22 protein-coding genes and 1 tRNA gene are annotated in these 20,440 nt (G+C 72.6%); 14 read left to right on the forward strand and 9 right to left on the reverse strand.

Going from position 1 to position 20,440, the window contains the following annotated elements:
- The first annotated feature begins 43 nt into the window (after positions 1 to 43).
- Both OHA65_RS18565 and OHA65_RS18570 read left to right on the forward strand, forming a co-directional pair.
- Positions 44 to 343 carry a type II toxin-antitoxin system VapB family antitoxin gene (locus OHA65_RS18565; protein WP_030160221.1) on the forward strand — a complete coding sequence of 100 codons (300 nt, stop codon included), beginning with the start codon at positions 44 to 46 and terminating at the stop codon, positions 341 to 343.
- Positions 344 to 485: 142 nt separating this feature from the next.
- Positions 486 to 1,154, forward strand: a complete 669-nt coding sequence (locus tag OHA65_RS18570) for a LytR C-terminal domain-containing protein (RefSeq protein ID WP_327284210.1) — start codon at positions 486 to 488, stop codon at positions 1,152 to 1,154.
- 95 nt (positions 1,155 to 1,249) lie between these two features.
- Here the strand turns inward: OHA65_RS18570 and upp are convergent, their stop codons facing one another.
- Positions 1,250 to 1,885 (reverse strand): uracil phosphoribosyltransferase, encoded by a 636-nt coding sequence (upp, locus tag OHA65_RS18575; RefSeq protein WP_030160225.1) that lies wholly within the window; start codon positions 1,883 to 1,885, stop codon positions 1,250 to 1,252.
- A gap of 179 nt (positions 1,886 to 2,064) precedes the next feature.
- Here upp and OHA65_RS18580 point away from each other — a divergent pair, with 179 nt between their 5' ends.
- From OHA65_RS18580 to OHA65_RS18625, 10 genes are all read left to right on the forward strand, one after another.
- Positions 2,065 to 3,009 carry a universal stress protein gene (locus OHA65_RS18580; RefSeq protein WP_327284211.1) on the forward strand — a complete coding sequence of 315 codons (945 nt, stop codon included), beginning with the start codon at positions 2,065 to 2,067 and terminating at the stop codon, positions 3,007 to 3,009.
- Positions 3,010 to 3,117: 108 nt separating this feature from the next.
- Positions 3,118 to 3,294 carry a hypothetical protein gene (locus OHA65_RS18585; protein WP_327284212.1) on the forward strand — a complete coding sequence of 59 codons (177 nt, stop codon included), beginning with the start codon at positions 3,118 to 3,120 and terminating at the stop codon, positions 3,292 to 3,294.
- A gap of 919 nt (positions 3,295 to 4,213) precedes the next feature.
- Complete coding sequence (locus OHA65_RS18590) at positions 4,214 to 4,762, forward strand: hypothetical protein (protein WP_327285709.1); 549 nt, start codon at positions 4,214 to 4,216, stop codon at positions 4,760 to 4,762.
- 62 nt (positions 4,763 to 4,824) lie between these two features.
- On the forward strand, positions 4,825 to 5,253 hold the full coding sequence (tadA, locus tag OHA65_RS18595) for a tRNA adenosine(34) deaminase TadA (RefSeq protein ID WP_328765210.1): 429 nt from the start codon (positions 4,825 to 4,827) through the stop codon (positions 5,251 to 5,253).
- Between the two features lie 56 nt (positions 5,254 to 5,309).
- A tRNA-Ser gene (locus OHA65_RS18600) sits at positions 5,310 to 5,394 on the forward strand.
- Positions 5,395 to 5,546: 152 nt separating this feature from the next.
- Complete coding sequence (locus tag OHA65_RS18605; RefSeq protein WP_327284213.1) at positions 5,547 to 5,834, forward strand: hypothetical protein; 288 nt, start codon at positions 5,547 to 5,549, stop codon at positions 5,832 to 5,834.
- A gap of 378 nt (positions 5,835 to 6,212) precedes the next feature.
- Complete coding sequence (locus tag OHA65_RS18610) at positions 6,213 to 6,374, forward strand: hypothetical protein (protein WP_165937499.1); 162 nt, start codon at positions 6,213 to 6,215, stop codon at positions 6,372 to 6,374.
- A gap of 259 nt (positions 6,375 to 6,633) precedes the next feature.
- Positions 6,634 to 7,596 (forward strand): RNA polymerase sigma factor SigF, encoded by a 963-nt coding sequence (locus tag OHA65_RS18615; RefSeq protein WP_371644082.1) that lies wholly within the window; start codon positions 6,634 to 6,636, stop codon positions 7,594 to 7,596.
- A 220-nt stretch (positions 7,597 to 7,816) separates the two neighbouring features.
- Positions 7,817 to 8,665: an RNA polymerase sigma factor SigF gene (locus tag OHA65_RS18620; protein ID WP_327284215.1), complete on the forward strand. Its 849-nt coding sequence runs from the start codon at positions 7,817 to 7,819 to the stop codon at positions 8,663 to 8,665.
- A 49-nt stretch (positions 8,666 to 8,714) separates the two neighbouring features.
- Entirely contained in the window at positions 8,715 to 9,413 is a 699-nt protein-coding gene (locus OHA65_RS18625; protein ID WP_371644083.1) for a hypothetical protein, read from the forward strand.
- Positions 9,414 to 9,847: 434 nt separating this feature from the next.
- On the opposite strand, the gene OHA65_RS18630 is transcribed toward OHA65_RS18625, so the two are convergent.
- Positions 9,848 to 10,093, reverse strand: coding sequence for a hypothetical protein (locus tag OHA65_RS18630; protein ID WP_327284217.1), 246 nt, complete (start codon positions 10,091 to 10,093; stop codon positions 9,848 to 9,850).
- A gap of 126 nt (positions 10,094 to 10,219) precedes the next feature.
- Between OHA65_RS18630 and OHA65_RS18635 the strand changes: the two genes are divergently transcribed.
- Both OHA65_RS18635 and OHA65_RS18640 read left to right on the forward strand, forming a co-directional pair.
- Positions 10,220 to 10,654 (forward strand): MarR family transcriptional regulator, encoded by a 435-nt coding sequence (locus OHA65_RS18635; protein WP_327284218.1) that lies wholly within the window; start codon positions 10,220 to 10,222, stop codon positions 10,652 to 10,654.
- A gap of 13 nt (positions 10,655 to 10,667) precedes the next feature.
- Positions 10,668 to 12,323: an MDR family MFS transporter gene (locus OHA65_RS18640; protein ID WP_405762161.1), complete on the forward strand. Its 1,656-nt coding sequence runs from the start codon at positions 10,668 to 10,670 to the stop codon at positions 12,321 to 12,323.
- 91 nt (positions 12,324 to 12,414) lie between these two features.
- Here the strand turns inward: OHA65_RS18640 and OHA65_RS18645 are convergent, their stop codons facing one another.
- From OHA65_RS18645 to OHA65_RS18675, 7 genes are all read right to left on the reverse strand, one after another.
- On the reverse strand, positions 12,415 to 13,068 hold the full coding sequence (locus OHA65_RS18645; RefSeq protein ID WP_327284220.1) for a TetR family transcriptional regulator: 654 nt from the start codon (positions 13,066 to 13,068) through the stop codon (positions 12,415 to 12,417).
- A gap of 90 nt (positions 13,069 to 13,158) precedes the next feature.
- Positions 13,159 to 15,375, reverse strand: a complete 2,217-nt coding sequence (locus OHA65_RS18650) for an ArnT family glycosyltransferase (RefSeq protein WP_405756366.1) — start codon at positions 15,373 to 15,375, stop codon at positions 13,159 to 13,161.
- Positions 15,372 to 16,640, reverse strand: coding sequence for a bifunctional glycosyltransferase family 2/GtrA family protein (locus OHA65_RS18655; protein ID WP_327284222.1), 1,269 nt, complete (start codon positions 16,638 to 16,640; stop codon positions 15,372 to 15,374). The genes OHA65_RS18650 and OHA65_RS18655 overlap by 4 nt, the downstream gene beginning before the upstream one ends.
- 25 nt (positions 16,641 to 16,665) lie before the next feature.
- A complete protein-coding gene (locus OHA65_RS18660) occupies positions 16,666 to 18,258 on the reverse strand; it encodes a HAMP domain-containing sensor histidine kinase (RefSeq protein WP_328765212.1) in 1,593 nt (530 codons plus the stop codon).
- A gap of 56 nt (positions 18,259 to 18,314) precedes the next feature.
- The gene (locus tag OHA65_RS18665) at positions 18,315 to 19,082 is read right to left on the reverse strand and encodes a response regulator transcription factor (protein WP_327284223.1); all 768 of its coding nucleotides are present in this window, start codon (positions 19,080 to 19,082) and stop codon (positions 18,315 to 18,317) included.
- Positions 19,083 to 19,176: 94 nt separating this feature from the next.
- Positions 19,177 to 20,055, reverse strand: a complete 879-nt coding sequence (locus OHA65_RS18670) for an amidohydrolase family protein (protein ID WP_327284224.1) — start codon at positions 20,053 to 20,055, stop codon at positions 19,177 to 19,179.
- Complete coding sequence (locus tag OHA65_RS18675) at positions 20,039 to 20,377, reverse strand: antibiotic biosynthesis monooxygenase (protein ID WP_327284225.1); 339 nt, start codon at positions 20,375 to 20,377, stop codon at positions 20,039 to 20,041. Before OHA65_RS18675 ends, OHA65_RS18670 begins: the two co-directional genes overlap by 17 nt.
- Between the last annotated feature and the right edge of the window lie 63 nt (positions 20,378 to 20,440).

A 20,440-nucleotide genomic window follows, 5' to 3' on the forward strand; every position in this document is an offset into this window, starting at 1 on the left:
AGCAAGGCTGCGCCCGCAGGCACCGGCCCGGTAGGCTTTCCGTGTGATCTTCAAGCGCATCGGAAACGGGCGGCCGTACCCCGACCACGGCAGGGAAACCACCCGGCAGTGGGCGGACGTCGCCCCGCGCCCGGTCCGTCTCGACCAGTTGGTGACGACCAAGGGCCAGCTGGACCTTGAGACGCTGCTCGCCGAGGACTCGACGTTCTACGGCGACCTCTTCGCCCACGTCGTGAAGTGGCAGGGCGACCTGTACCTGGAGGACGGGCTGCACCGCGCCGTGCGCGCGGCCCTCCAACAGCGCCAGGTGCTGCACGCGCGCGTCCTCGAAATGGACTACTGAGCCGGCACCGAACCGAAAAGGCGCCCGGCCCCGGCCCCCGCCTGGGTTTCCGGTTCGGGAGAATTGCGCCTTTCGGGTCGGTCTTGCCCTATCAACAGATCATTTGGTGGGCATCGGCAGCGGGCGGTATTACGCTGCGCCCATGAGCATGCTCACTCCCCCCGGCATGGGCGGAAAGTACCGCGTCACGGGAGCGGCTTACCCCCGCATGAGTCGACCCCGGCGACGCCGGCGGATCGTCTTCACCGTGCTCGGAGCAGTCCTCGGTCTCGCCCTGCTCGGCTACGGATCCTTGCAGCTCATGAACGTGTTCCGCGGTGAGAGCGCAAGCGGCAAGCACCAGAGCGCGGCTGCCAAGGACTGTGCGACGCCCAAGCCCAGGGCGGGCGCCGAGGCAGCCCCCGCGGCCGCCACGGCCGCCGCCAAACCGGCCGTCGCACTGCCCCAGCCCGGCGAGATCACGGTCAACGTCTACAACGCGACCCCGCGCGCCGGGCTCGCCAAGGCGGTCGGCGACGAGCTCCAGAAGCGCGGCTTCACCATCGGCAAGGTCGGCAACGCGCCCGCCGACTTCGACAAGAAGGTCCCCGGGACGGGGATACTGCTCGGCTCGCCCAAGACCGACAAGGCGGCCTTCTCCGTACTGGGCACCCAACTCGAAGGCGATACGCAGCAGGTCGACGCCCGCGAGAGCGCGGACATCGACCTGATCCTCGGCGACGCCTTCAAGGACCTCAGCCCGAAGGAAGCCGCGGACAAGGAGCTGGCCCTGCTGGCCAACCCCCAGCCCGCGCCCGCCAAGACCTGCTGACCCCGGACCACCAACCGCCAACCGCCAACGCCCACGCGAACAGCCGGCCGCCCGGAAGGCGGCCGGCTGTCCGGCTGAGGTCCTGCCGGCGGGTCCTACTCGGCGGAGCCGTACATGCGGTCGCCCGCGTCGCCCAGGCCCGGCACGATGTAGCCGTGCTCGTTGAGCCGCTCGTCCACCGCGGCCGTCACGACCGTCACCGGTGTACCCGCCAGGTCGCGCTCCATGACCTCGACGCCCTCGGGCGCGGCCAGCAGCACCACGGCGGTGACGTCGTCCGCGCCGCGCTTGATCAGTTCCTGGATCGCCGCGACGAGCGTGCCGCCCGTGGCGAGCATCGGGTCGACGACGTACACCTGCCGCCCGGAGAGGTCCTCCGGCATGCGCGTCGCGTACGTGGAAGCCTCCAGGGTCTCCTCGTTGCGGACCATGCCCATGAAGCCCACCTCGGCCGTCGGCAGCAGCCGCATCATGCCGTCCAGCATGCCGAGGCCGGCGCGCAGGATCGGCACGACCAGCGGGCGCGGGTGCGAGAGCTTCACGCCGGTGGTCGGGCCGACGGGCGTGACGATGTCGGCCTGCTCGGTGCGCACGTCGCGGGTGGCCTCGTACGCGAGGAGGGTCACCAGCTCGTCGGCGAGCCGACGGAAGGTGGGGGAGTCGGTGCGCTTGTCGCGCAGGGTGGTCAGTTTGTGCGCCACCAAGGGGTGATCGACGACCTGCAAACGCACAACATCCTCCAAGGCTCAGCTGCCGGGTTTCGACCTGCGACCTGCAAAAACGGCCGCACTTTTCGCGACCCACGGTCAAAAGGCTACGCGGTGTGCGCACCCCCGTGCGTACGAACCGGCAGCCGCGCCCCGATGTGACTGCGGATGCGCCCCGGCCGGACGCCCAGCACGCTGGACTGATGAGCAACGCACCGGTGATCGCGGCGGTCGACGGATCCGAGCACAGCCTCCTGGCGCTGGAGTGGGCGCGGACCGAGGCGCTCCGCCACGCGGCCCCGCTCGTGGTCGCGCACGTGCTGCCCGACACCTCGCAGCTGTACGCGGCGCGCCGCTCCTCGCTCGCCGACCCCTCACAGCCGGAGAAGTACGCCGACCCGATCGGCGAGCACGTACGGGACGTCCTCGCCGGCGCCGCCGAACTGCCGGACGAGGTGCGGTACGACGCGCTGGAGGGCTCGGTGCCCGAGGCCCTGCGGGTGTCCGGGGAGGGCGCCCGGATGCTGGTGATGGGCTCCCGGGGACGCGGCGGCTTCGCGGCCCTGTTGCTCGGCTCCAACAGCCGCGCCGTGGCCTCGACGGCGGCGTGCCCGGTGGTGGTGGTCCCGCACGCGGCGCGCCGCGCGGAGGCCGCCCCGCAGCCGGCCGGCGGGCCCGCGGGCCCCGTGGTGCTCGGCCTGCACGCCGCGGAAACCGCGGACGACGTACTCGCCTTCGCCTTCGTGGAAGCAGCCGCCCGGCGGACCACCGTCCAGGTGGTCTCCGCGTACGCGATCCCGCCGGCGCCGATGACGGTGGTGGACAGCCCCTTCCAGGTGATCCCGCCCGAGGGCCTGGCCGACGACGGGGACGCGGTACCGGCGGAGCGGGAGATGCTGCGCTCCCAGACGGAGCGGCTGGCCCCGTTCCGGTCCCGGTGGCCGCGCGTGCCGGTGGAGCAGGCGGCGGTCCCGGGCGACGCGGCGGAGCGCCTGGTGACGGCCTCCCGGTCGGCGGCCCTCGTGGTGGTGGGCCGCCACCACCCGCGGCGCAGCGTCGGCCCGCTGATGATCGGCTCGGTGGCCCACGCGGTGCTCCACCACGCACACGGCCCGGTGGCGGTCGTTCCAACGCTGTCGGCCCCCTGAGCTGCGAAAGGGTGGCATCAATCGGCCCGTCCGGGGGAAGGTGGGATGCGGGGGGTCTGCTTCGCGTCGGCGGAGGAGGACGACCGGACCAGCCCGGGGTGGTGGCCCATGCCCGACACGCAGTCGAACGACGCGCCGGAGACCGCTGCGCAGCGCAGAGCGCGCAGAGCACAGTTCCTGCGCGACCTGATGGAAGCGCGGGCCCTGCGCGACCGCGTCCAGCCCCGCCGCGCCCGGGCAGCCCGCATGCGCCAACAAATGCGCATGCGCACCTTCCGCTGGTAACCGGGGTCCGCCCCACTGACTCGGCCTGCGGGCCCGGTAGGGCCAGCCCCCGCCCATCCCCGGGCCGCCGCGCCCGGGCACCGGTTCCGCGCCCGCGAGCGCCGCACGCCGCCCTCGTCGCCGGCCCCCACTCCGCCCGGGCGGGGCACCGTGACGGAGCGGCCGGCGGCGGCGCGCCGGACGCGCCCCGGCGCACTGCTCGTCCACCCCGGGCACTGCACGGCCCGCGGCCTGCGTCCCGGCAGGGCGCCACGCGGGGCGGGCCGCCGATGCCGAGCCGGGTGCGCCGGATGCGCGGCCCCGGCACGGCACGTGCGCGGCGCCGCACGTCGGACCGACGCCCCGGACCCGTCCGTCGGCCCCTGCCCCCACCTCGACGGGCGCCCGGGAAGGGAGGGCAGCGGCCTTCGTACGGGTGCTTGCCCACGGCCCCGGCAACGACTTTGGCCGCTGGCGCGCGGCGCGCCGGGCCGCTGCCCTCCCGTCCGGGCGCGGGCCCGGACGGGAGGGCAGGCGCCCGCGGCGGCACGCCGGGGCGCGCCCGGGCTCACCGCACATCCGCCCCCGGCCCTGCACGGCCGCAGCCGCGGGCCCGGCGGGGCACCGGGCGGGAGCCGGCCGACGGCGCCACGCCGGGCGGGGTGGCGGGCTCGGGCACGGCCCGCGGCGGGGAGCACGGCACCCCGCGGGGTGGGCGGCGCACGGGCTCGGCGGGGTGCCGAGTCGCCCCCGGCCGACCCCCGCGGCGAGCGGCGCGGCACGACGCAAGCGCGGAAGACCTCTCGCAAAGCCGCTGTTTCTGCCACGATGCCGATTGGGCGGGGCACGAAACGGCGAGCAGGTCGGTCGTTCCAACCCTTCCCACCTCCGGCCGGGGGGACCTCCAACCGGCACGCCTATGACCAGTGGGAGAGTCACGGTGTATTTCGCCGCACTGCTCGCGCGCACCGAAGACGGGTGGGAAGCGAGCGACATGGAACTCGACGACGTCGAGTCCCTCAGTGATCTGATCGATCTCGCCCGTGCCGCCGCTGTCGACGACGACACGGTGGTCGCCCTCATCGAGCAGGAGGACGCCTGGTTCGGCGTCGTCCGCGTGGACGGCGAGGAGGACCCGCGGTACTACGTGTCGAACGCCTCCGCGGCCTCCCGCAGCTCCTACGGCTCGATGCTCACCGACGAGCTGCTGGGCAGCGACGAGGAGGACGACGAACTCGACGAACTGGACCTGGACGGCACCGAGGACGGCGAAGAGGACACCATCGCCGCGTTCACCGGGGCCGAGGACGACGAGGACGAGGAGGACTCGGCGGGCGCGGAACCCGTCCCGGCCGGCCCGCTCGGCGACCCCCGGCTGCTGGACGACCTCGGGGTCAGCCACAAACAACTGATGACCCTCGACGGGGACGCCCTCTCGGAGATCGCCGAATCCCTCGGCGCGACCGAGGTGCTGGAGGCCGTCCGCTAGTGATCACCACGCACCACCCCCTGCACGGCCCCGATCCCGTACGGGACCCGTGGCGGGACTCCATGCGCCTGGCGCTCCAGGAGGCCGCCCGGGCGGCGCCGGCCGGCGACGTGCCGGTCGGCGCCGTCGTCCTGGGCCCGGACGGAGAGCTCCTCGCCACCGGGTACAACGAGCGCGAGGCCAGCGGCGACCCCACGGCCCACGCCGAGGTGCTGGCGCTGCGCCGGGCGGCCGCCCGGCTCGGGGAATGGCGGCTTCCGGGGTGCACCCTCGTGGTGACCCTGGAGCCGTGCGTGATGTGCGCGGGCGCCCTCGTGCAGTCCCGGGTGGCCCGGGTCGTCTACGGCGCCGACGACGAGAAGGCGGGAGCCGCGGGGTCGCTCTGGGACCTCGTGCGCGACCGTCGGCTCAACCACCGTCCGGAAGTGATCCGCGGCGTGCTCGCAGAAGAGTGCGCACGGCAGCTGACGGACTTCTTCCGCGGCCTCTGAGGCGGCCGGCGGTACCGATTTCATCGGATGCCGCTCCGTAGGCTAGGATCCATCTCGGTAGTGTGTCCGAGTGGCCGAAGGAGCTCGCCTCGAAAGCGAGTATGGGGCAACCCATCGGGGGTTCAAATCCCTCCACTACCGCTCCGATCGAGAGCCCCGCCCCGCAAGGGACGGGGCTCTCGGCGTATCCGCCCGCAGTCTCCGGGCGCTCCCCGACGTCTCCGGGCGCTCCCCGACACGCCCCTACGGTTGACGGGCGCGTGACCGCCCGCCCGCTCGGCCGTTGTCACGGCATGACCAAGACCCAGCGCATGCTCGCCGCCTTCGCCCTCGCGGGGGCCGCCGCGGGCCTCGCCGCTCCGGCCGCCTCCGCCGCCCCCATGGCCCCCATCACCCTCCCCGACCTGCCGCAGGCCGCCCCGGGCATGCCGCAGGGGGCCACGCCCGGCTCCGTCCAGGAGATCGGCTCGAAGCTCAACGAGCTGGACAAGCTCGGCCAGCTGATGGAGCTGCCGAACCAGCTGTCGCCCGTGATCGCCCCCGTGGAGCCCGTACTGGGCCTCCTCGGCGGCATCCAGTAGCCGACCGTCCCGCCGCCCGACCCCGCGTACGTCGAAGGCCCCGACCGGAGTCGGGGCCTTCGACGTACGCGACGGGGGAAGTGGCGTCCGGGGGACGAGCCACTTCCCCCGACGAGGACGGGACCTGCCAGTCCGAGCCGCAGTCAGGGGGAAGCCGCCGTCTCGGACCCCGCAGTGAGGTCCAGTCCCTCACCCACCGGTTTCCTGCCAGAACCGGTGGGCTCGTCTTCAATACTGCGCCACCCCCACCCGCCTGCGCTGCGACAAAGGACCCGGACGCCCGGGCCATTGGTCCATAAAGGCCTGATGAGTGTCCGAAGACGAACGGTTAGACTCACCCGACTTTGCAGGACCGGTTGGGGAGGCCGACACCGCATCATGGACACCAAGAAGATGATCATGAGTGGGCTCGTCGTGTTCGTGCTCTTCGTGATCATCACCCAGCCGGTCAAGGCGGCCGACATCGTCAAAATAGGCTTCCAGGGCATATCGGATGCCGCCCACGGCATCGGCGCGTTCATGACCGAACTCGTGCGCTGAACCCGTACGCTGACGCACCCTCCGGACCGACCGGCCCCCCACTCCGACGGGTGGGGGGCTTTTGCGTTGCCTTTCACGTTGGCTTTTGCGTTGGCTTTCGCATTCCGCGCCGTGCAAGGGCCGCATCCAAAACACCCCATTATGCCCAACTAGCCCCCAACACGGCGATATGCGGTGCTTGCACACAGTGCACATGTGTTGTGATGCTATGACCGCTTTTGACGGATGAGTCGAGTCGACATGAAGGGGTGGCGTGACCGTGCCGGCCAGTACTGCGCCTCAGGTGCCGCCCCAGCAGGAGCCCCAGCAGGACCCGCAGCAGGAGCCCCTGCGGGGCGTCCCGCAGGACTCCCCGCAGGGATCCCCGCGGGAGGCCTCCCGGGACTCGCCCCAAGACTCCCAGGTCCCGCCCCAGCAGGACGCCCCTGAGGAGCCTCCAGCGGCCCCGAGACCCCAGAGCCGGGGCGCGGACACCCGGGCCCTCACCCAGGTCCTGTTCGGGCAGCTGAAGGGCCTTCAGCCGGGCACCGGCGAGCACCACCGGGTGCGGAGCGCCCTCATCGAGGCGAACCTCCCGCTCGTCCGGTACGCGGCCGCCCGCTTCCGCAGCCGCAACGAGCCGATGGAGGACGTGGTCCAGGTCGGCACGATCGGCCTCATCAACGCGATCGACCGGTTCGACCCGGACCGCGGGGTGCAGTTCCCGACCTTCGCCATGCCGACCGTCGTGGGCGAGATCAAGCGCTACTTCCGCGACAACGTCCGCACCGTCCACGTGCCGCGCCGGCTCCACGAACTGTGGGTCCAGGTGAACGCGGCCACCGAGGACCTGACCACCCTGCACGGACGCACGCCGACCACGCCGGAGATCGCCGAGCGGCTGCGGATCACCGAGGACGAGGTGCTGTCCTGCATCGAAGCCGGCCGCAGCTACCACGCCACCTCGCTGGAGGCCGCCCAGGAGGGCGACGGGCTGCCGGGGCTGCTGGACCGCCTGGGCTACGAGGACCCGGAGCTGGCCGGGGTCGAGCACCGCGACCTCGTCCGCCACCTCCTCGTACAGCTGCCCGAGCGTGAACAAAGGATCCTGCTGCTGCGGTACTACAACAATCTGACGCAGTCCCAGATCAGCGCGGAGCTCGGGGTGTCCCAGATGCACGTGTCGCGGCTGCTCGCCCGGAGCTTCGCTCGACTCCGATCCGCAAACAGGATCGAGGCGTAGCTGGAACGGGTGGAGATCGTTCCGCCGTTTCCCCACAGAACGGGCTCATTCCGCTCTGTCGCTGGAGATATATGTCGACTTGGCGCTACAGCGCGTTGCCGACATGTGACATTCTGCTTGAACCGCGTTTGCCGCAGCCCCGCCTCCGGTATTCAGGTGGAGGCTGCGTTCCTCCGACGGGCGCGCAGTACGCGACCGTCCGCGACCTCAAGGGGGTGGCATGTCCGTAGACCAGGGCAGCTCCAAGGTGCTCACGCTCGTCAAGAGCGCTGCGCCGACAGCACCTGCAGCGTCTGACCGCTCGGAAGCCATCGACACCCGCACCCTCTCCCGCTCCCTCTTCCAGCGACTTGCCACCCTGGACCCGGACAGCCCCGAACGGGCGTACGTACGCGACACCCTGATCGAGCTGAACCTGCCCCTGGTGCGGTACGCCGCCGCCCGCTTCCGCAGCCGGAACGAGCCGATGGAGGACATCGTCCAGGTCGGCACGATCGGCCTGATCAAGGCGATCGATCGGTTCGACTGCGAACGCGGCGTGGAGTTCCCGACGTTCGCGATGCCGACCGTCGTGGGAGAGATCAAACGATTCTTTAGGGACACCTCCTGGTCCGTGCGCGTCCCGCGCCGTCTCCAGGAGCTGCGCCTCGCCCTCACCAAGGCCAGCGACGAGCTCGCCCAGAAGCTCGACCGCTCGCCCACCGTGCCGGAACTGGCCGCGGTGCTCGGGGTGTCGGAGGAGGACGTCGTCGACGGCCTCGCCGTGGGCAACGCGTACACCGCCTCCTCGCTCGACTCGCCCTCCCCCGAGGACGAGGGCGGCGAGGGCTCGCTCGCGGACCGCCTCGGCTACGAGGACACCGCGCTCGAAGGCGTCGAGTACCGCGAGTCGCTGAAGCCGCTGCTCGCCAAACTCCCGCCCCGGGAACGGCAGATCATCATGCTGCGGTTCTTCGCGAACATGACGCAGTCGCAGATCGGCGAGGAGGTCGGCATCTCCCAGATGCACGTCTCCCGGCTGCTCACGCGCACGCTGGCGCAGCTCCGGATGGGCCTGATCGGCGAGTAATCACGGCAGCGGGGTTCCTATCTGACGTGGCGTCAGCCAGACTGCCGCGATGCGAAGGGAACGCCGCGCGATGACCCTCGTGGCCCTGTGCTGCACGGCCGCCGCATTCCTGACGGGGTGCGGCGGTCCCGCACGCGACGGCTACGCGGCCGCGGGCGCCGTGGCCCCCGGCCCGGAGCGCAGTGCGGGGGACAACGTGGCACCCCGGGGGCCGGTGGAGATGCAGCAGCTGGGCGGAACCCCTCCCTCCACCACGAGTACGTCGCCCGGTGCCCCGGATCCGCAGGGTCCTGCCGGCTCCGCCCGGGCCGAAGCCACGACCACCCCGCCCGGAACCGCACCGTCCTCCCAGACCCCGTCCGGGGCGACGCCGTCCACCCCGCCCCCGGCACCCCCCGCAACCACCACCCCGGGGACGACGCCCCCGGCCACGCCGACCACCCCGGCGAACCTGACGCTGGGCACCCCGGCCCGCACCCCGGCGGCGGACCGCTGGTGCGAGAAGGTCACGGTGGCGTTCACCAACACGGGCACCACGGCGGCCCGTTCGGGCGCGGTCACGTTCTCGACGCACGTCATCGGCACCCTCGGCATCGACTGGGCCACGATCACGACGACCCAGCCCCTCCCGACCCCGATCCCCGGCGGCGCGACGAAGACGCAGACCTACACGGTCTGCGTCGAGTCCTGGCGAGTCCCCCTGGGCATGCACGTGGAAACCCAAAAAACCACGGCCACCTGGACCTGACCCCCTCCAGCCAGGAACCCACCCCCAGCCCCGGGTGCCACACCCAACCACCGACACCTGGGGCCCGGGGCCCACACCAGCCCCGCCGGCTTGCGGCGCCGGGGCCACACCCAGCCCGCCGGCGTTCGCCACCCTCAGCCCCGCCGGCTTGCGGCGCGGAGCCACACCCAGCCCCGCCGGCGCTTGAGGCGCGGGGTCCGGGGCGGAGCCCCGTATCTCTCAACCTCGCCGACGCCTGGGCACGGTGGCCACACCCAGCCCCGCCAGCACCTGGGGCACGGGGGGCCACACCAGCCCCGCCGGCTTGCGGCGCGGAGCCACACCCAGCCCCGCCGGCGCTTGAGGCGCGGGGTCCGGGGCGGAGCCCCGCATCCCTCAGCCCCGCCGGCACCTGGGGCACGGCAGGCCCCCCGCACCGGCTCCGCACCCGAGGGCTACGACAGGGCCAGCCAGCACACGGCCCCGACCAGCAGCAGGACCCCGAGGCCCACCCCCAGCCACAGCCCGGCCTTCGACCCCGAACTGGAGGCCTGGGCCTGCCGCCGCCGAGAGCCCGGCGCAGCCGTCCCCGCTGCCGGCCCGGCCGGCGCGGCCTCTTCGACGAACGCCCGGAACATCTGAGTGCTGCCCGCGGGGTCGTAGTTGCCCTCGGGTCCCTGTGAGTTGTGGTTCGCAGCCATGCGCAGGACCCTAGCGGGTTTTCCGATTCCTTTACCGCCCCCACCCCCCGATTCATTTGCCTGTAGCAACCAATCGCTTCTATGGTTGCCCTAAGCAACAAGATGAGGAGAGGAGGGAGGGAGCCCATGCCCACGGAAACGCACCCCCACCCCACCCGCTACGAGGAGCTGGCCCGCCAGCTCACCGGCATCGGCGCCGTCAAGCGCGACCTCGCCCGCATGCTCCCCCCGGACTGCCCGGCCGGCTCCGCCGCCGTCCTCACCGTGCTCGACCGCCACGGCGAAATGCGGCTCAGCCGCCTTGCCGATCTCATGGCCATCGACATATCGGTGACCAGCCGCCACGTCGCCCACGTCGCCGACCGCGGGTGGATCACCCGCGACATCGACCCCGGCGACGGCCGCTGCCGCATCCTGCGGCTCACCCCGGCCGGCCACGCGCTCCTCGCCGAGCTCGGCGCCCGCTACACCGGCGCGCTGGAGAAGGCTCTGGCCGACTGGTCCGCCCACGACATCGACGTACTCAACACCTTGCTCACCCGGCTCCGATCGAGCTTCTAGACAAAGGACCCACATGGCGACCACCGCACCCACCGGTGTGCAGGGAGGCAGCCGGTCGGAGACCACGTCCGACCCCGCATCCGCATCCGCGCACGCGCACGCGCACGCACCCATGACCCACCCGCAGATCATGAAGGCGCTGTCCGGCCTGATGCTCGGCATGTTCGTGGCGATCCTGTCGTCCACGATCGTCTCCAACGCCCTGCCCCAGATCATCAGCGACCTCGGCGGCACCCAGTCCTCGTACACCTGGGTCGTCACCGCCGCCCTACTGTCGATGACGGCGGCGACCCCGCTCTGGGGAAAGCTGTCCGACCTGTTCAGCAAGAAGCTGCTGGTCCAGATATCCCTGGTGATCTACGTCCTCGGCTCGGTGATCGCGGGCCTGTCCCAGAACACCGGCATGCTCATCGCCTGCCGCGTGGTCCAGGGCATCGGCGTCGGCGGCCTGTCCGCCCTCGCCCAGATCGTGATGGCCGCGATGATCTCCCCGCGCGAGCGCGGCCGGTACAGCGGCTACCTGGGCGCGGTCTTCGCCGTCGCCACCGTCGGCGGTCCGCTGCTCGGCGGTGTCATCACCGACACCTCGTGGCTCGGCTGGCGCTGGTGCTTCTACGTCGGCGTGCCGTTCGCGGTCATCGCCCTGATCGTCCTCCAGCGCACCCTGCACCTCCCGGTCGTCCGCCGTGACGTCAAGGTCGACTGGCTCGGCGCCTTCCTGATCAGCGGGGCCGTGTCCCTGCTGCTGATCTGGGTCACGCAGGCCGGCGACTCGTACGACTGGATCTCCTGGACGACCGTGGCGATGACCGGCGGCGCCGTCGTGCTCGGCCTGCTCTTCCTCCTCGTCGAGTCCAAGGCGAGCGACCCGATCATCCCGCTGCGCCTGTTCCGCAACAAGACCATCAGCCTCGCCTCGGCGGCCTCGCTGTTCGTCGGCATCGCGATGTTCTCGGGCACCGTGTTTTTCAGCCAGTTCTTCCAGTTGGCACGCAACGAGTCCCCCACGATGTCCGGAATCCTGACGATTCCGATGATCGGCGGGCTCTTCGTCTCCTCCACGGTTTCCGGTCAGGTGATCACCAAGACCGGTAAGTGGAAGGCCTGGCTCGTCTCCGGCGGCGTCCTACTGACGGCCGGTCTCGGAATGCTGGGCACCCTGCGCTACGACACCCCGTACTGGCAGATCGCGATCTACATGGCGCTGACCGGCCTCGGTCTCGGCATGATGATGCAGAACCTCGTCCTCGCCACCCAGAACCAGGTGGCCCCCCAGGACCTGGGTGCGGCCAGCTCGGTCGTCACCTTCTTCCGCTCGCTCGGCGGCGCCGTGGGCGTCTCCGCGCTCGGCGCGGTCATGGCCAACCGGGTCACCCACTACGTCAAGGACGGGCTGGCCGCGCTCGGCCCGAAGGCGGCGGCGATGAGCCACGGCGGCACCGCCGGCGGCGGGATCCCCGACCTCGACAATCTGCCCGCTCCGTTGCGCACCGTCATCGAGTCGGCGTACGGGCACGGCGTCGGCGACGTCTTCCTCTACGCCGCCCCCACCGCGCTGCTCGCGCTGCTCCTGGTGCTGTTCATCAAGGAAGTCGCGCTGAAGTCGAAGCCGGCGGCCCACGCCCCGACGGCGGCGACGGCGACGGCGACGGCCGACTCGGCGCAGTAGCGACACCGAGCCGCATCGAGCCACACCCCTCGGCCCCCGTCGGGTCGCTCCCTCCCCGTTCACCGGGGAAGGAACCCCGGCGGGGGTCTTCTCACGCCCCCGAGCCCACGCCCGCGCCCGGCCGGGCGGCGGCCTGCGCCTCGATCCCCGCGATCAGGACGTCGAGCGCGAGCGCGAAGTCCCCGGCGGGCGCCCGCCGCGCGGTGCCCCCGCAGCCGTGCAGGAACTGCGACACGGCCAGGTGTGCGCCGGTCCGGCAGCCGCCCGCGAGACCGGTGGCATCGAGCACCCGCTGCAGGGCGGAGTCGAAGGCCCGGGCGTGCGGCCCGATGTTCGGGTACGCGGCGGTCAGCGGCGCCACCCAGGGGTGCGCCGCCAGCAGCCGCCGGTAGCCGCCGGCCAGCGAACGCAGACGGCCGGGCCAGCCCTCCTGGGCCGGCCCGGCCGTGGTGCTCCGGGGGAGCGGTAGCTCGCCCAGGGCCCGGTCCAGGGCGAGTTCGAGCAGATCGTGCTTGGTGTCGACGTACCAGTACAGGGACATCGCGGTGACGCCGAGCCCGGCCGCGAGCCGCCGCATCGAGAACCGGGCCAGCCCCTCGGCGTCGAGCAGTCGAACGGTGGCCCCGGTGATCCGGTCCCGGTCGAGGCCTGAGGGCGCCTCGCTGCGGCGTCTGGCGGGGGCGCCGTGCCCGGGGGCCAGCCACACGCTGGTCCGGGTCTTGCCCGAATCGGCCGCGGTCACCATGGAGGCACCCTCCTCGCAACAGCTGGATCAGCCCGGAATGCCCGGTCCGCCCACTTGATGCTAGAGGGTGCCCCTCGCGTTTCGGCAGGTTCAGGACGGGGCGGACGTGCCGTTCAGGGGGACGGTCAGGTCGTAGAAGGTGGCTCCGCCGACCGTGACGGACCGGTAGTTGGCCTTGACCCAGCTCGCGATGGCGCTGCTGGTGCCGCCGCCGGGGCCGCCGCCGGGGCCGCCGCCGGGGCCGCCGCGCGCGGCCTGTCCCTCGCCTCCGGAGCGGTCGCCCTCCCCGATGAAGTAGTGGATCTTCCCGGTGCGGACGTACTCCTGGAACCGGGCGAGGGTCGGGGAGGGGTCGCTCCCGTTGAACCCGCCGATCGGCATCACCGGCTCGCCGGAGGCCAGCTGGTAGCTCGCCGCGTTCTGCGCGCCGACGGCGGCCGCCGCCCACGTGTACTCGCCCGCGTCCTTGCGCAGGGCGGCCGTGGCCTCCGTACCGACCTTCGTGCCGCCCAGCAGGCCGCCGGGGCCGCCGCCCGCGGAGTTCTGCCCACCGCCGCGCGCAGTGCCGCCGCCGTTGCGCCCGCCCGGGAATCCCTGGCCTCCCTGGCCGCCGGGGAACTGCCGGCGCCCGCCCTGCGGACCGCCGCCCTGGGGCCCGCCCTGCTGCCCCTGCTGCGGGGCGCCCTGCTGCGGCATGCCCTGCGGGACCGCACCGGGCGGGAGTTCCCCGCCGCCGAACATCCGCATGCCCATGCCGCCGCGGCCGCCCGAGACCGCAGGCCCGGCCGTCACGATCGACCCGCTGCGCGCGGAGTCGACCGTGGTCAGGCAGTACGCGAGGGGTCCGGCCAGCGCCGCGGCCAGCCCCAGCGCCGCCGCCCCCAGCGCGGACCGGCGGCCGAGGCGGGCACCGAACAGCAGTCCGGCCGCCGCGGCCAGGCCGGCGACGAGGACCGTCCAGCGCAGCCACGGCAGGTATCCGGAGGAGCGGCCGAGCAGGACGTAGGACCACCACGCGGTCAGGGCGAGCGTGCCGGACAGGGTGAGCGCGGCGGCCTTGCCGCCCCGCTCCTCCCACAGCAGGGCCACGCCCATGCCGACGAGCGCGGCCACGTACGGCGCCAACGCCACGGTGTAGTACTCGTGGAAGATGCCCTGCATGTAGCTGAAGACGAGCGCGGTGATCAGCAGGGCGCCGCCCCACACCAGGAAGGCGGCCCGGGCCATGCCCTCCAGGGAGTCGGTGGCCCGGCGGGCCCGCCAGGTGACGACCAGTCCGGTGACGAGCATGACGAGGGCCGCCGGGAGCAGCCAGGAGATCTGCCCGCCGGTGTTGGCCGAGAAGAGCCGGTCGATGCCGGTCTCTCCCCAGCCGGGGCCGCCGCCACCGGGGCGGGAGCCGCCCCCGACGCTGCCGGTCTCGTTGCCGTTGATCCGACCGAGCCCGTTGTAACCGAGGGTCAGTTCCAGGAAGGAGTTGGTCTGCGAGCCGCCGATGTACGGGCGGGAAGACGCGGGCCACAGTTCCACGATGGCCACCCACCAGCCGCCGGCCACCACCATGGCGGCTCCGGCGAGCAACAGCTGGCCGAGCCGGCGGCGCAGCCGGGTGGGCGCGCAGACGGCGTACACGACGGCGAGCGGCGGCAGGATGACGAAGGCCTGGAGGGTCTTGGTCAGGAAGGCGAAGCCGACCGCGACACCCGCCCAGACGAGCCACTTGGTGCGGGCGCCGTCGAGGGCGCGCAGCACGCAGTAGACGGTGACGGTCAGCAGCAGCGTGAGCAGCGCGTCCGGGTTATTGAAGCGGAACATCAGCGCGGCCACCGGGGTGAGCGCGAAGACGGTGCCGCTGAGCAGTGCGGCCGCGGGCCCGAAGTGGCGGCGTACGGCGGCGTAGAGCACGGCGGTGGTGCCGACGCCCATGAGGGCCTGGGGGACGAGGATCTGCCAGCTGCCGAGCCCGAACAGCCGGACGGACAGGGCCATGGGCCACAGGGCGGCCGGCGGCTTGTCGACGGTGATGGAGTTCCCGGCGTCGGAGGAGCCGAAGAAGAAGGCCTTCCAGCTCTCGCTGCCCGCCTGGACGGCGGCGGAGTAGAAGGAGTTGGCGTAACCGGAGGCGCCCAGGTTCCACAGCAGCAGTACGGCGGTGGCCAGCAGGAGCGCCACGTACGCGGGCCGCTCCCAGCGGGGACGCCCCGCGGCGGCGGCGCTCGCCGTGGCGGGCGGTGCACCGGGCGCGGTCGGGGCGGCCGGGGCCCGTTCCGGGAACGGGGAGTCCATGGGTGGTACGGCCGTGGTCATCGGGTGTCGTCCTTCGCGGGAGTGGCGCGCCGCTCGGGGAAGACCCAGGCGCGGAAGAGCAGGAACCTCAGCACGGTTGCGGCGAGGTTGGCCGTGATCAGTACGGCCAGTTCGGTGCTGTGGGCGGGATGGGGTGTGGCGGCGCCGAGGGCGGCCAGCGATCCGCTGGTCAGGGCCAGTCCGACGCCGAACACGACGAGGCCCTGGGCCTGGTGGCGGACGGCCCTCTCGCGGCCGCGGACGCCGAAGGTGAGCCGGCGGTTGGCGGCCGTGTTGGCGACGGCTGAGACCAGCAGGGCGCCGGCGTTGGCGAGCTGGGGTCCGGCGCCGAGCCGGAGGAAGGAGTACAGGGCGAGGTAGGCGAGCGTGGACAGCACGCCGATCACGCAGAAGCCCAGGAGCTGGCGGGCCAGGCCGCGCGGCACGCCGGGCAGGGCGCTGCGGTCGCGCGGGTCGTCGCCGAAGGGTCGGGCGAGCCGGTCGAGCGGCAGTGCGCCGACGGCCAGGGCCCGGCCCACCCGCCACATCCCCTTGAGGTCCTCGGTGGCGGTGCCGACGATGTGGACGGTGGAATCCGGGTCGTCGACCCAGTCCACGGGCACCTCGTGGATGCGCAGCCCGGCCCGCTCGGCGAGCACGAGCATCTCGGTGTCGAAGAACCAGCCCGAGTCCTCCACCAGCGGCAGCAGCCGCTCAGCGACCTCCCGGCGGATGGCCTTGAACCCGCACTGGGCATCGCTGAACCGGGCGGCGAGGGAGGAGCGCAGGAGCAGGTTGTAGGCCCGGGAGACGAACTCCCGCTTGGCGCCGCGCACCACCCGCGAGGAGCGGGCGAGGCGGGTGCCGATGGCGAGGTCGGAGTGCCCGGAGATGAGCGGGGCGACCAGCGGCAGCAGCGCGTTGAGGTCCGTGGACAGGTCCACGTCCATGTAGGCGAGGACGGGTGCCTCGGAGCGGGACCAGACGGTGCGCAGGGCGCGGCCGCGGCCCTTCTCCTCCAGCCGGGTGCTGCGTACGCCGTCGACGGTGGTGGCGAGGGCGGCCGCGACCTCGGGGGTGCGGTCGGTGCTCGCGTTGTCGGCGATCGTGATGCGGAAGGGGTACGGGAACGTGCGGGTGAGGTGGTCGTGGAGCCGGCGCACGCACGGGCCGAGGTCCTTCTCCTCGTTGAAGACCGGGATCACCACGTCGAGTACGGGCTCGCCGGGCACGGGAGCGAGGTGCGCCCGTGCCGGAAGGGCGCCGGAGGAGGTGTCGGTTGGCATATACCGACCCTCTCCGGTTGGGCTGTCACCGCTGTGTGGTGAGCCTGTGCCCCGTCTGTGAGTCCCTCCGCGCGTCGGCCCGTGAGCCGGCCCGTGGTCCGGTCCGTGCGTCGGCCCGTGAGTCAGCTGCGATCCGGGTCGTCGGCTGGTCCGGGGCGAGCGGGAGCAGGACCTCGAAGCGGGTCCACCCGGGCTCGCTCCATACGTCCACCTGTCCGCCGTGCGCCGTCACGACGGCCGCGACGATGGCGAGCCCCAGGCCGGTGGAGCCCGCAGCCCGGGAGCGCGAGGCATCGCCGCGCGCGAACCGTTCGAAGACGTGCGGGAGCAGAGCGGGCGGGATGCCGGGGCCGTCGTCCTCGATCCGCAGCCGGACGGCCCGTGTTTCACGTGAAACATGGGCGGTGACGGTGGTGCCGGACGGAGTGTGCGTACGGGCGTTGGCGAGCAGGTTGACCAGGACCTGCTGGATCCGGGCCGGGTCGGCATGGATCGGCGCGGGCTCCTCGGGCAGCTCAAGGCGCCAGTGGTGCTCGGGTCCGGCGGCCCGGGCGTCGCTGACGGCGTCGACGACGAGCGGGGCGAGGTCGGTGTCCGTCGCACTCAACGGGCGGCCGGCATCGAGCCGGGCGAGCAGCAGCAGGTCCTCGACGAGGCCGGTCATCCGGGTCGCCTCGGACTCGATGCGGCCGAGGGCGTGACGGGTGTCGGGGCCGGGCTCCTCCCGGCCCCGACGGGTGAGTTCGGCGTACCCGCGGATGGAGGCGAGGGGGGTGCGCAGCTCGTGGCTGGCGTCGGCGACGAACTGCCGGACCCGCATCTCGCTCTGCTGGCGGGCGGTGAGGGCGGAGGAGACGTGTCCCAGCATCCGGTTGAGGGCGGCGCCGACCTGTCCCACCTCGGTCCGGGGATCGGCCTCGGCGTCCGGGACCCGCTCGTGGAGGGCGGGTTCGCCGCTGTGCAGGGGGAGTTCGGAGACGCGGGTGGCGGTGGCGGCCACCCGGCGCAGCGGGCGCAGGGCGACTGCGACCAGGGCCTGCCCTGCGAGGGAGGCCGCGATCAGTCCGGCGAGGGTGACGAAGACCTCGACGGCGATCAGCGTCTGCACGGTGGAGTCGACCTCGGCGAGCGGGTAGGCCAGGGCCAGGTTCCCTTCGGGGGAGGCCTGTACCCGGTAACTGCCGAGGCCCGGCAGGTCCACGTCCACGGGTGCGGGCCGGCCGCGGTCGGCGGCGGCCTTGGCGGCGACCTTCTCCAGCGGGCGGGACTGGGCCGGGGTGAGCGGCTGGCGGGTCTCCAGGCCGGGCCCGCCGATGGCGGCGAGCCGGGCGCCCTCGGTCGTGCCGCCCGGCTCGGACCGGATCCCCACGGCGCCCAACGGGGTGCCCGGGGCGCTGACGAACCAGAGGCCGTCGCGCCCGGCCTTCGCCGGCGAAGGGTTCCGGGGCGTGGCCATGTCCACGGCGATGCGTAGCTGCTGGTCGACCTTTTCGACCAGGTACTGGCGCAGCGACAGGGTGGTGACGACGCCGATCGCGGCGCCCACGACGGCGATCAGCGCCACCGCCGAGACGACGAGCCGGGCCCGCAGGGACCAGGGGCGCGGCCGCCGGGGCAGGAGGCGGCGCCGGGCGGTGCGCGGGTGTGCGGCCCGCCGCGGCAGGCGGAGTGCCACTACTCGGCCGGCTTGATCAGGTAGCCGGCGCCGCGCCGGGTGTGGATCATCGACGGCAGACCGGGGCCGCTCTCCAGCTTGCGCCGCAGGTAGGAGATGTACAGCTCGACGACGTTGGCCTGGCCGCCGAAGTCGTACGACCACACCCGGTCCAGGATCTGCGCCTTGCTCAGCACGCGCCGCGGGTTGCGCATCAGGTAGCGCAGCAGCTCGAACTCCGTGGCGGTGAGGTGGATCTCCCGGCCTCCGCGGGACACCTCGTGGCTGTCCTCGTCGAGCCGCAGATCACCGACGGCCAGGACGGAGCCCCCGCGCGCGGCCTGCGCCGCACCCGAGCGGCGGACCAGGCCGCGCAGCCGGGCCACGACCTCTTCCAGGCTGAAGGGCTTGGTGACGTAGTCGTCGCCGCCTGCCGTCAGGCCCGCGATGCGGTCTTCGACGGAGTCCCTGGCGGTCAGGAACAACACGGGGAGCTGCGGGATCTCCCGGCGCAGCTGTCCCAGGACGGCCAGTCCGTCCATGTCGGGCAGCATGACGTCGAGGACCACGACGTCGGGCCGGAATTCGCGTGCAGCCCGCACCGCGCCGGCCCCGTCGCCCGCACTGCGGACCTCGCAGCCCTCGTAGCGCAGGGCCATGGACAGCAGCTCGGAGAGCGAGGCCTCGTCGTCGACGACGAGCACCCGGCAGGGGCCTCCGTCGGGCCGGACGAGGGCCGCGGGGTTGCTGGTGGACGTGGACGCATGGGAGGTGGTCGTCGCAGTCATGCGACCACGCTGACCGCGGCCTCTGAGAGCGTTCTTGTCCCTACCTGTGAATTTCCTGAGAACTGCGTTTCCCGCGTCATCCCGGGCGAGCCACTCAGACCAGGCGGAACAGCCGGGCGCCGTTGTCGTGGCAGACCGCGCGCAGCCAGTCGTCACCGAGGCCGAGCCGCTCCAGGGCTTCCAGCTGGTGCTCGTAGGGGTAGGGGATGTTCGGGAAGTCCGTGCCGAACAAGATCCGGTCACCGAGGTCCGCGAGCCGCCCGAGCTCACCTGGCGGGAAGCCGCTCAGCCGCTCGGAGAAGTCGGTGAAGGCCATGGTCGTATCGAGGCGCACCGCGGCGTACCGGTCGGCGAGGTCCAGGAAGTCGGCGTACTCGGGCATGCCCATGTGCGCGACGATCAGGGGCAGCCGGGGATGGCGGGCCAGCAGCCGGGCGATCGGCTCCGGTCCGGTGTGCTTGGCCGGGACCGGCCCCGACCCGCAGTGGATCACGGTCGGGATGTCCGCCTCCGCGAGCAGCCCCCAGACGGCATCGAGCCGGTCGTCGTTCGGGTCGTACCCGCCGACCTGGAGGTGCGCCTTGAAGACCCGGGCGCCGGCCTCGACGGCCTGCCGGACGTAGGCCGGGGCGCCCTCCTCGGGGAAGAACGTCGCCGTGTGCAGGCAGTCGGGGGTCCGGGCCGCGAAGTCGGCGGACCAGGAGTTGAGCCAGGCGGCCATAGCCGGCTTGTGCGGGTAGAGCATGGAGGTGAACGCCCGGACCCCGAACTCCCGGAGCAGCGCGACCCGCTGCTCCTCCTCGTGCCGGTAGGTGATGGGCCACTCGACGCCGGTGAGCGGTCCGACCGCGTCGAAGTAGTCCCACACCTTCTCCAGGACCCGCTCGGGCATGAAGTGCGTGTGGACGTCGACCAGTCCGGGCAGTCCGAGCCGCTCCCGGAAAGCGCGGACCGCCTCAGCCGTTGCGGGCAAAGCCGTGGCTCCGCTCGACGGTCGCGACGTGCAGGGTGTAGCTCTCGTACCAGTCGGCGCGACCCTGCTTCATGGCCGCCTGGTGCTCCAGGTCCTGCCGCCACAGGGCGAGGGATTCGTGGTCGCGGAAGTAGGCGACGGTGATGCCGAGACCGCCGGGAGTGCGGGCGGACTCGTAACCGAGGAAGCCCGGATTCGTGTTCACGATCTCCTTCATCCGGTCGAGGGTCTCCGGGTACCCGGTGTCGTCAGGAGTGCGGACATTGCTGAAGACCGCCATCACGTACGGCGGTTCGAAGGCAGGTACGGGCTGGATGCTCATGCCCACCACCCTCCGTGGCGGCCCCCGGCGTGTCCACCGGAAAGAGGTCCGGGAGCCCAAAGG

This window comes from Streptomyces sp. NBC_00045 (assembly GCF_045041095.1).
Lineage (GTDB): Bacteria > Actinomycetota > Actinomycetes > Streptomycetales > Streptomycetaceae > Streptomyces.